Here is a 10,625-nt window from a genome sequence, read left to right as displayed (position 1 = left end):
GATCATGGGCAAGCACGGSCTGGGSCCTAACGAGCTCGATCCGCGCACCAGCCAGGGCAACGCCAACTTCCAGCAYGAGKCCGACTTCAACTTCGGCTTCCGCSCCATCTCCGGCGGCTACCCCGCCCCCGGCGTCGGCTCSTTCACCGTGCGCCCCGGCGACAGCCTGCARGCCATCGCSCAAGCCGCCTACGGYGAYTCCAGCCAATGGTGGCGCATCGCCCAGGCCAATGGCCTGCGCGGCGACKCYGACCTGCGCACCGGCCAGACCATCGACCTGCCCAGCAACATCGGCGGCACCTCCAACAACGTCTCCACCTTCAAGCCCTACGACGCCACCGATGTCGTGGGCGACACCTCGCCGAACATCCCGGCACCCAAGGCGGACAAGGGCTGCGGCACGATCGGCATGATCATCATGATCGTCGTGGCCGTGATCGTGACGATCTATACGGCGGGGGCCGCAGCGAGTCTGATGTCTGCTGCAGCCTCTTCTGCTTTCGCAGGCGGAAGCATGGCCGGCGCGATGGCCGCTTCAGCGGCCGTTGCAGGCACAACGACCGGTATGGTTGCCGGCGCGATCGGCGCAGCCGTCGGCTCCATCGCCAGCCAGTTGGTCGGCGTGGCAATGAACCAGGCCAAGTTCAGCTGGAAGCAAGTGGCGGCCAGTGCGGTTGGAGGAGCAGCATCCGCTGGCGTCAGCGGCCTTGGCACCGTCAGCAGCAACACGTACGTCAACGCCGCGGCCCAGTCGGCCATGAGCAATGCCGTCACGCAGGGTGTGAGCGCAGAACTGCACCTGACCAACGCCCCGTTCAGTTGGCGCGGCGTCGCGGCCGCTGCCGTGGGTGCGGCCGCTGGTGCTGCCGTCCAGCAGAACATCGGCGACACCATGATGTCCCAGTTCGGCGACGCCGGTAAGCTGCTCACCGGTACGCTCGCTGGCATCACCACCAGCGCCGCATCCAACAAGGTGCGAGGCGGTACGTTCAGTCTGAAGACCGTCGCGACTGACGCCTTTGGCAACGCGCTGGGACAGAGCATCGTGGATGCCATGCGTGACGCGTCATTGCCCGACGCCATCCGAAGCATGGGGCCCCAGCAGCGCGACTACGCCCATCGCCTGTCGCAGCAGTGGCACCTGGACCTCGCCGACCCGACGTCTGCCAGCGCCCTCACCGACATGGTGAGGATGACCTACGAGGGCAATGTCATCTCGCCTGGGCGCCGCGCAGAGGTCACTGACATCGCGCTGAAATCTCGTGGCGTTGGCAACAGCGATCGCGCGCAGATCATGGACGCACTGCGCAAGGAGTTCGTGCTGCCATCGAACGAGCCTGCGCCATCCCCGGACTCGCTGGCGCTCCCTGATCGCACTGAGATCATCACTGGTCGCCGCGGAGAGCGGTACGGCGTCGCCCTCGGCGATCGTGCCATCGACGTGCTGGCGCGTGACACCGGCTATTTCGTCAAGAACGTCAGCGAATACATCCAGGACCGCCCCTTGGTCGGCATTGCCATCGAGGCACTGAACATTGCTGCCGCTCCGGTGTCGTACGCGATCGGCAAGGTCATCGAGCACAGTGTGATCGGTGAAACGATCGAGGCGGCGCAGCAGCGCATCACGGACGCTATCGGCGGCCGATTCGCCGACGCCGGATACGAGTCAGAGGACTCAGCTGCCGGAGGAATTGGTGCGATGGCGGTAGGCGCCGCGGTACTGGGATGGGGTGCCAAAAGGGTCCTCGGATTTGCTCGCCAAAGCTTCGCTAGACTCAACCGTAAGATCGATGACGCACTGAACTTGGATTTCAAGTTTGGTCCCGAGAAGATCATCCCGTCGCGAGAAGTAAGTTTGGTGGGTTTCCGTGGGGCCGGCTCGATAAAGGATCTGGAAGCGAACCCCAAGCTGCATCCTTACCGCGTAACCGGCCATGTTGGATACACGTTGGGCAAGAAGACAATCTATGGCATGGGTCCAGATATGCCGGACGCCAAGAGCTCGTACGACGCGGTAACCAGAATTGGCGCCGGTGAACGCCATCCTGGAATAATTCAAGACGACACCAACGTCTTCAGGGACGTTGCAAATTCACCTGGAATCGCCCGCGGCACCGGGGGAAAACCTCAAGTTGTCGTCGAGCAGAAAATCGTAGTTAGCGAATCAGAATACGATGCGATCGTCGAGGCACACGAAAAATTTGGGGTGCGAAAGACCATGAGTGACGTCTTCTACAAATTCCCACCCAAAGACGGGTCACTGCCGGAACTCTGCAATTCCAACTGCGCGACATTTCCGGCTCGCCTCGGCATACCTATTCCAGAAGCCACTGGAACATTGAGCAAATATATGCCCCTGCTTGAGGCTGAGGGGCGCCCATGGCAACCGTAGCGCGCGCGTCCGAGTTCTTTTCGGAGTCGGGGTCCCAATACGACGTGGCGTTGATTCATGTCATTGACAGCAGCGACCTCGACAAGATAAAGGCGCGCATAGATGACATTTATCTTTCAAGAGACGCGCTAAAACGAATGGTGAGTGGGGCAGTCATCGAGTTTGTAACGCAACCGACCCACTGGGGAAACACCTCCTTAAAGACGGGTGAAACCGCGGTTGTATTTCTCAGTGCGGCCCACGGGCGGTTGTACGAGCGTGCGTGGCACGGACACTACTTGGTAAGGTCAATCCGTAACCAACCCTGTGTCATAATCCCGCCCGCCGACCTATCTATCCACGATGATTCTGGCGTAGAAATCGGGATAGATCTGCAGGCTGAGGAATCGCCAGTCGGCGGCGCCATAGTGCCGCTGAACTTGGTGAGGAGGCAAATCATCGAATCAACCACGTAGTATTCTCGCCGTCACAGGACTTAGGGAAATGGCTCAATTCGACCTTTCGATCATCTGTATGCGAGCGCGGAAGTTCCTGTCCCAAGGACGAATCAACGATGCGCTCGACCTCTACAGTGACGTATTGACCATCGATCCGACGAACGCTTTGGCACTCGCTGATCGTGGCACGGCCTTGGCCATGAGTGACAACTTCGAAGCTGCACTGGCTGATCTTGCTCGCGCCATAGAACTCGGATACCGGGAGTCGGCCACGTATCGAACGGTTGCAACGATCCATTTCKAGCTCAGAAACTATTCAGAAGCCGTCGCCTTTTTCGCAAAGGCGCTCGAAGCAGATCCTGTTGACGCTCTGGCGCTTTACAACCGGGCTCGCACTTTCCAAGAAATGGGAAAAATCGATTCAGCTTTCGCTGATTTTTCGAAGTGCTTAGCCTTGAGCACCGACGATGCGTTTCTCAAACTCGTAAGGCAACATCTTGAAGAGTTGAGACGCTGACGCTTGCCCTTCGCGCCAGTCGGATGTGCGAGAGGCCGGGGTCAGGTCTCGAGAGGCCGGGGTCAGATACCGTCTTGGAAGTCAAGCTTAGGCATGGCGATCCGAATGAGAAGCCGGGGTCAAATGAGAAGCCGGGGTCAGGTCTTGCAATGCAACACCCGACTCAGCGGCCCAGTTCGGGCTCATTTGATCAGCGATGCCTTCGGCGTCGACGTGCCGATGGCGGCGTCTGCAACTGCCCCGATTTGGCGGCACCTGCCACGCCCCTCTCCTCACACCACAAAGCCTGCAGCCATCCAACGCCCCACAGGCCCGATACTCCAACATTCACCGATTTCACTGGCACCGACATGCAAGACAACCCCGCAGCACTTGATGCCCTGATCCAGCAAGGCCTGGCCGCCAGCCAGGCGGACCGCGTCGACGAAGCGATGGACTTGTTTCGCCGTGCCAGCGAACAAGCCCCGGCATCAGGCTTGCCGCATTTCCTGATGGGTGCCGAGCTGGCCCAGTTGGGCCGCATGGACGAGGCCGAGGCCGCCTACGCCAACGCCGTGTTGCTGGCGCCCGACCTGCTGATGGCACGCTATCAACTCGGTCTCATCCAGTTCTCGTCCGGCCGCCCTGCACTCGCGCTGGTGACCTGGGGCCCGCTCTTCCAGCTCCCGCCGGAGAACGTGCTGCAGCGCACGGTGCACGGCTTCGCCGCCCTGGCGCAAGACGACTTCGATCGCGCGACGGCATGCTTCCGTGAAGGCATCGCGCTGAACCACGACAACCTTGCACTGAACAACGATCTGCAGATGATGCTCGAGCGGATCGCGACCGCGCAGGCCGCCGCTGAAGCCGCCACCACGCCGGCGCCCGCCGCCCCCTCAGCTGAGCCCCCGGCCACCGAGGCCGACGAGTCCGGCAACCTGCACGTCCTGTTGTCCAACTACCAGCAGCAAGGTCCTTCGCACTGACTTAGGCACCGACCGTGAGCACGATCGGCCCCCCGGCAGAACTGACGGCGCACCTGCGCCGTCAGCTCTCTGCGCTGGCGAAGACCTCGCCGGTGACGACACGCCAGGCCGGGACATCTCAAGCCTCCTCGGCCCATTCGACATCGGAACAATCCGACCGGCGCGCGACCGACGCTGCCTCGTCGCAACCGCGCCATGCCGAGAGCCTGGCCTCGGCGATCGCCCGCCGCATCACGGCCATCGACAAGGCCGACCCCGACCGTCGTCGCAAGGCCTTTCGCGTGTTCCTCGAGTCGCTGATGCTCGACGAATGGGGCCCGCAGTTGATCAACGATCCAGGCTTTCAACAGCTCGTCGACAACGTGCAGACCCAGATGGAATCCCGCGCCGACCTGCGCTTGCTGATGGACGAGGCTGCGGGCCGCCTGCTCACCGAGTAACGGCCGAYCGGCCAGCCGGTCATCGGGGCTGGCGCCTATGTAACGCCGCCCTCAGCAGCGTCCCCATGCGCGGCATCAGCCCGCGGATGCCGCCGCGTTGGTGAGCGCCTCGCGGTCGAGGACATCACGCCGTGCCGATCTGCCGATCGTCCCCCTGGAGTTTCGCTGCAGACACGCCTCGTCCGTCCCAAGCAGGCTCAACTCTTGAGCCACCACGCTGGTTCAATACGCTGGTGCGGTCGGGCACGGCCTGTCATCAGATTGTTGAGTTGGGTCGGCGATGCTCCGCAGCGCGCAAGTAAGCTGCAATTCCTCATCCATTTGAGGCGACGCTGTCTGAGGGGGCGTCGAGGGCGGCGACAAGCCAATTCATCCAGTCAGAAAAGGGGATCTCTCTTGAATACAAAACTCAAGGCTTCGCATTGGGCCGCCGTTGCGCTGCTGCTCTGCGCTTCTGCCCAAGCGCAGACCGTCCAACCGTGGACGACCTACCAGGGCAACGCATTGCACACCGGCTACGTGCCGGTGGCGCTGGACGCCAAGCAGTTCCGCAAAGTCTGGGACACGGTCGTCCACGAAGGCAGCGCCTTGCAGCAGGTGACGGCCGCCGACGGCATGGTGTTCGTCAGCGAAAGCGGCTACTTCTCCAACCAGGAGTTCCGCGTACTTAACGCGATGGACGGTAGCGCGCTGTGGAAGCTCGCCTTTCCCGACATCTACTCCGTCAACCCAGCCGCCTACGACAACGGGACCGTCTACTTCCAGACCGTGAACAACGGTGGTGACACCTGGCTTCGCGCGTATGAGGCAACCACCGGCACCTCGGTGTTTCAATCCCCGTTCGGTGCCCAGTGGGAGAACTACCTCGCGCCGACCATCGTCGACCACACGGTCTACATGAACGGTGGCACGTACGGCGGGATGTACGCGTTCAAGGGGGCCAGTGGCGAGCGCAAATGGTTCACCGCGCTGGACCAGTACGACATGTGGACGCCCGCAGTCGACGACAAGCGCACGTACGCCTATGTCGGCGGCGGTCTCKACATTCTTCAGCGGTCCACCGGCGCCAAGGTTGATCGCATCAACGACCCGGGTTGGGACTGGAGCGGCTACTCCATGGGCCAGGCCACGGTACTCGGATCGCAACACAATGCGCTGGCGTTCAACGGCGGGCGTTTGATCAGCTTCGATCTGAAGAACCATTCGATCCGCTGGACTCAGAACGAAGGCTTCGTGTCGCAGCCCTCTTTGGCCAACGGGTTCATCTATGTGGTGCGCAACGGCACACTCGCGGTCCTGAACGAGAAAACCGGCAAGCAAGTCTGGATGTGGAGCACGCCCGATGAACTGCTGGGCGGCCCGCTGGTGGTGACCAACACGCACCTGTTCGTTTCGGGGCAGAGCAAGACCTATGCAATCGATCTGAACACGCATCAAGCGGTTTGGTCGTACGCTGCGGCCGGTGCGCTCACCTTGAGCGATGGCAACCTGTACATCGCCGGTGCCAACGGCCATCTGGTGGCCATCAACGCCGGTGATGGCCAGAGCGGCGCCGATGCCAAGGTCACGCTGCAAAACGAGTGGACACCCAACGAGCAGTACGGCTACTTCGGGTTCCGCGCTACGGTGGCCAACAAAGGGCCGGCCAACGCCGCCCATGTCGAGTTGACGGTGCTGGTGCCGCGGGCCCTCGCCGTTGGGGCCCTGGATGACCAGTGCAAGCTGGTGGAGCGCCGGATCACCTGCCGCTATGACTGGCTGGCAGCAGGCGCCACGGTAACCGCCAAGTTCGCGCTGGTTCCGGCCGCTCCGGGCACATATGGCGTTTCGGCTTCGGTCACCGCCGATCAGACGGACCCGCAGTTGAGCAACAACAAGGCGGTCGTTCAGGTCGTTGCACCTTGAGCTTGCCCGACGTTGCGCCGAGCACCACGTGCTCAGCACAGCGTCGGTTGAGACGCACCGCAGACCTCTGAGCGCAAGAGCCGCCACGTGCCCGTGGCGGAGACGCCCGGCTCCTCAGCGCCCTACGCGTCGCCGCAACGCGGCCGCCGCGAGCAGCAACCCCAACCCCCACCACAGCGACAACGCACCGCCGCCCCCACCCCCACCCGACGACGCCGCGCTGATGGTCAGTGTGCGGGTGGTGCTGGCTTGCAGGCCGGTGCTGTCGGTGATGGTCAGGCGCACGGTGACGGCGCCGGCTGCGGTGGTGGTCAGCGTGGCGGTGCTGGCGTTGGTGGCGCCGCTGAACGAGGCCAGGGTGCCGCCGGAGGTGATGGCCCACTGGTAGGCGGTGATCGTGCGGCCGGCGTCGACGACCGATGAGCTGGCGTTCAGCGCGACGTTGTCGCCGACTTCTGGCGCCGTCGGGCTGGCGTTGATGGCAGCCGCCAATGCTGACCCGGTCACTTCGAGCGGTTGCCGGATCGAGGTACTGGCACCCAGGTTGTCGGTGATTGTCAGCTGCACTTCGACGTGGCCGGCATCGGTCGTCTTGACGGTTGCCGTGCTCGCGTTGGTGGCGCTGGTGAAGCTGGCCAGGCTGTCGCCCTTGGTGATTGCCCACTGGTAGCTGGCAATGCTGCGGCCAGAAAGCACGCTGGAACCGCCACCGTTGAACGTGGCGCTGCCACCCTCCACCGCGGTCAACCGGGAGGCGGCGATGGCGGGGAAGGGGCCGGTCTTGGCGCGCGACACCGCACCGCCGGCATCGGCCATGCCGGCGCCGCAGGTGCCGGTGGTGCAGTAGCACTCGCTGTCTTGCGGCGTGTCGGTCGGCGCCACGCAGGCGATCGAGCCGCTGTCGCCGCCGGAGGTCGGATAAGCGCGGGCGCTGGTCTTCAACGCACTGGTCACCTGCGCCGGCGTCAAGGCCGGGTTGGCCTGCAGCATCAGCGCCACGGTGCCGGCAACGATCGGCGACGAGAAGCTGGTGCCCAGCGTCAGGTGGTTGTCGCCGTCGCTGTAGGTGGCCGCCAAAGGACTCTTGGTGCCGGTGTTGACGGCCGACAGCAATGGGTACAGGCAGGTGCCGGTCTCATTGACGCAGTTGCCACCGGGCGCACCGACGGTGATCTCGGGGCCCAGGTTCGAGAAGCCGACCTTGCTGCCGATGTGGCGCAGGCCCGCCACGGCGACCATGCCGGGGCAGTTGGCCGGCGTACCGACGGCCAGGCCGTCATTGCCGGCTGCCGCCACCACCACCACGCCGGCTGCCGTCAGGTCGGTCATCGCAGCCATGTAGGCGGCATTGCAGACGTCCTGCGAGCCCAGGCTCAGGTTCAGCACCTGCGCCGGATGGCTGTTGACAGGCACCCCGCTAACGCTCAGGCCCGCCGCCCAGTACATGCCAGCGACGATGTCGGAGTCATAGCCGCCGCATTTGCCGAGCACCCGCACCGGCAGCACTTGCGCGTCGCGCGCGATACCGGCCATGCCGACACCGTTGTTGGTCTCGGCGCCGATGATGCCGGCCACCTGCGTGCCGTGCCAGCTGGAATCTGATTCTCCGCAGTCCTTGAACTCGCCGCTGGCGTCTTCGGCCGCGGTGATCCAGTCGCCCGGGTCGTGCGGGTCGGCGTCGTCGAGGTCACCGTCGTTGGCCGTGGCCACGTCGGCGCTGCTGTAGCCGACGAAGTCATAGCCCTGGACCACCTTGCTGTTCAGGTCCGGGTGGTTGGTGATGCCGGTGTCCAGCACCGCGACGACCACGCCGTTGCCGGTGGCCTGGTTCCAGGCCGGCTCGACGTTGACCGACGACTTCACGCTGCCGCTGTTGGCGCGCAGGTACCACTGGCCGGCGGCCGGCGTGGTGCCGACCAGCCCGTCGGGGTACAGCGGGTCGTTCGGTGCCAGCAGCGCGTGGCGGCGGCCATCTACCGCGGCCCATTCGACCTCGGGGTCGGCCGCCAGCTTGGCGGCCAGTGCCTGCGAGCCAATGCCGCTGCCCAGCACCAGCTGCATGCGCTCGGCCAGCATGCGCCCGTCGGTCAGGCTCAGCCCGTGGCGCGCGGCCAGCGCTTGCGCGTAACGCAGCGCCCGGCCGGTGCCGGCTTGCGCGGCATGCGTGCGCAGCAGGCTGGCGCCCGGCTTGTAGCGCACGATCACGCGGGCTTGCTCGCTCGCTGCGGCGCGCACCACAGGCGCTGGCCGCAGCGGGTTGCGTTCACCGGCGACCAGGCCCAGCGTCAGGCCGATGCCGGACAAGGCCAGCAGCGCGGCGGGTAGGTGTTTCAACCAGGGACGGGGGCTTTGTTGGGACATGGAGTCTCGCGAAGACGCGTGGATGTTGTGGGGATCGGGCGCGAACCAGTCAGTCTATGCAACGCCTCTTTGCTGCATCGTTGCTTCGAAGCGGGGCTAAAGCCGGCGGTGGGCGAGTGCGGGCAGTTGTTCACGCACCGCGTTGCGGCGTTCCAATGCCGCATCGGCAACCGCGATGCCTTCACCCTCGGCTTGCACGGCCAGCACCTCGCCCCAGGGGTCGATCACCATGCTGTGGCCCCAGGTGCGGCGGCCGTTCTCGTGTTGCCCGCCCTGCGCGCTGGCCAGCACATGGCATTGGTTCTCGACCGCGCGGGCGCGCAGCAGCAGCTCCCAGTGCGCCTGGCCGGTGGTGTAGGTGAAGGCCGCCGGCACGACCAGCAGGTCACAGGCCGGCTGCATCAGCGCGCGGTACAGCTCCGGGAAGCGCAGGTCGTAGCAAACCGACAGGCCGACGCGAAGGCCCTCGGCGTCGAAGGCCACCGGCTCGCTGCCGGCTTCGAGCACGCGGCCTTCGTCGTAGCGCTCGCGCCCGTTGTCGAAGGCAAAGAGGTGGATCTTGTCGTAGCGGGCCACGCGCGCGCCATCGGGGCCGTAAACGCAGCAGGCGTTGCGCACACGGTCGGGTGTGGCCGCGCGGATCGGCAAGGTGCCGCCGATCAGCCAGATGCCGTGGCGGCGCGCGGTGTCGGCCAAGAAGGCCTGGATCGGCCCGTCGCCATCGGCTTCGGCGATGGCCAGCTTGTCGTCGTCGCGCTGGCCCATCAGGCAGAAGTACTCGGGCAGTGCGACGAGGCGGGCACCGGCATCGGCGGCCTGGGCGACCAGGCGGCGGGCATCGGCGATGTTGCGGTCCACGTCAGGCGTGGCAACCATTTGAACGGCGGCGATCTTCATGGCGCTGATTCTGCGCCCGCGGACCCGCGTGTTGGAGTCGAACGGGCGCTGGCGTCGCGTGCCGCCCACGCACCACCAGCGGCGGTCAGTCAGCGCGTGGGGTAAGGCGCCGACGCGGCGGCATCGAGGTCGCCGCCGGGGTAGTCGTTCGGCCGGCTGCCACCTGTCCGGTCGTCTGACTTTTCACCCGGCCGCTCGACCGGCTGCACCTGCGGATCGGCCCAGGTGCCACCGACGTGGAATTCGCGTGTGCCGGCCTGCATCAGCGGCTTGCGCAGGAACAGCTGCGCGAGGAAGGTGCCCAGCCCGATGGCCGGGTTGATCGCGGCATAGGCGAGCGACGCGGTACCGGCGTTGATCTCGGGCACGACCACCATGTGCAGGTCCTGCGTCTCGCGTTTCAGGTCGGTCTGGCCCTCGATCAGCACGGCCGCCTGCACACCGCGGATGCGCAGGTTGTTGCTGCGCGCCACGCCCTGGTCGAGCGTGATGTCGCCGGCCAGGTTGTCGAAACCAAAGCCCTGCTGAAAGACGTCGCGGAAGTCCAGCGTCAGCCGGCGCGGCAGCGACTGCAGGCTCAGCACGCCCAGCAGACGCGCCGCCCCAGGCTCGGCCTTCAAGAACTGGCCGGAGTCGACATTGACCTGGGCCGCACCGCCCATCGACGCCCAATCGGGCTGCAGCGCCGCGCCGGTCCAGTTGAACTCGCCC

9 protein-coding genes are annotated in these 10,625 nt (G+C 65.1%); 6 read left to right on the top strand and 3 right to left on the bottom strand.

The window, feature by feature from the left end:
- From AC1DYI_RS17895 to AC1DYI_RS17870, 6 genes are all read left to right on the top strand, one after another.
- Window positions 1-2,392, top strand: a 2,392-nt coding sequence (locus AC1DYI_RS17895) for a LysM peptidoglycan-binding domain-containing protein (RefSeq protein WP_477205484.1), incomplete at its 5' end; no start/stop codon positions are given.
- Window positions 2,380-2,847, top strand: a complete 468-nt coding sequence (locus AC1DYI_RS17890) for a hypothetical protein (protein WP_477205483.1) — start codon at window positions 2,380-2,382, stop codon at window positions 2,845-2,847. The genes AC1DYI_RS17895 and AC1DYI_RS17890, both read left to right, overlap by 13 nt.
- A 28-nt stretch (window positions 2,848-2,875) precedes the next feature.
- A complete protein-coding gene (locus AC1DYI_RS17885; RefSeq protein WP_477205482.1) occupies window positions 2,876-3,346 on the top strand; it encodes a tetratricopeptide repeat protein in 471 nt (156 codons plus the stop codon).
- Between the two features lie 350 nt (window positions 3,347-3,696).
- A complete protein-coding gene (locus AC1DYI_RS17880) occupies window positions 3,697-4,311 on the top strand; it encodes a hypothetical protein (RefSeq protein WP_477205481.1) in 615 nt (204 codons plus the stop codon).
- A 14-nt stretch (window positions 4,312-4,325) separates the two neighbouring features.
- The gene (locus AC1DYI_RS17875) at window positions 4,326-4,751 is read left to right on the top strand and encodes a hypothetical protein (protein ID WP_477205480.1); all 426 of its coding nucleotides are present in this window, start codon (window positions 4,326-4,328) and stop codon (window positions 4,749-4,751) included.
- A gap of 264 nt (window positions 4,752-5,015) precedes the next feature.
- A complete protein-coding gene (locus tag AC1DYI_RS17870; protein ID WP_477205479.1) occupies window positions 5,016-6,656 on the top strand; it encodes an outer membrane protein assembly factor BamB family protein in 1,641 nt (546 codons plus the stop codon).
- A 114-nt stretch (window positions 6,657-6,770) separates the two neighbouring features.
- Here AC1DYI_RS17870 and AC1DYI_RS17865 read toward each other — a convergent pair whose 3' ends face one another.
- The 3 genes from AC1DYI_RS17865 to AC1DYI_RS17855 form a co-directional block, all read right to left on the bottom strand.
- Entirely contained in the window at window positions 6,771-8,990 is a 2,220-nt protein-coding gene (locus tag AC1DYI_RS17865; protein WP_477205478.1) for a S8 family peptidase, read from the bottom strand.
- 123 nt (window positions 8,991-9,113) lie between these two features.
- Window positions 9,114-9,914, bottom strand: a complete 801-nt coding sequence (locus tag AC1DYI_RS17860; RefSeq protein WP_477205477.1) for a carbon-nitrogen hydrolase family protein — start codon at window positions 9,912-9,914, stop codon at window positions 9,114-9,116.
- An 89-nt stretch (window positions 9,915-10,003) separates the two neighbouring features.
- On the bottom strand, window positions 10,004-10,625 hold a 622-nt coding region (locus AC1DYI_RS17855; RefSeq protein WP_477205476.1), incomplete at its 5' end, for a YhdP family protein.

This window comes from Ideonella sp. P3_A4 (assembly GCF_056403075.1).
This window is presented reverse-complemented; position numbering and strand designations above follow the sequence as displayed.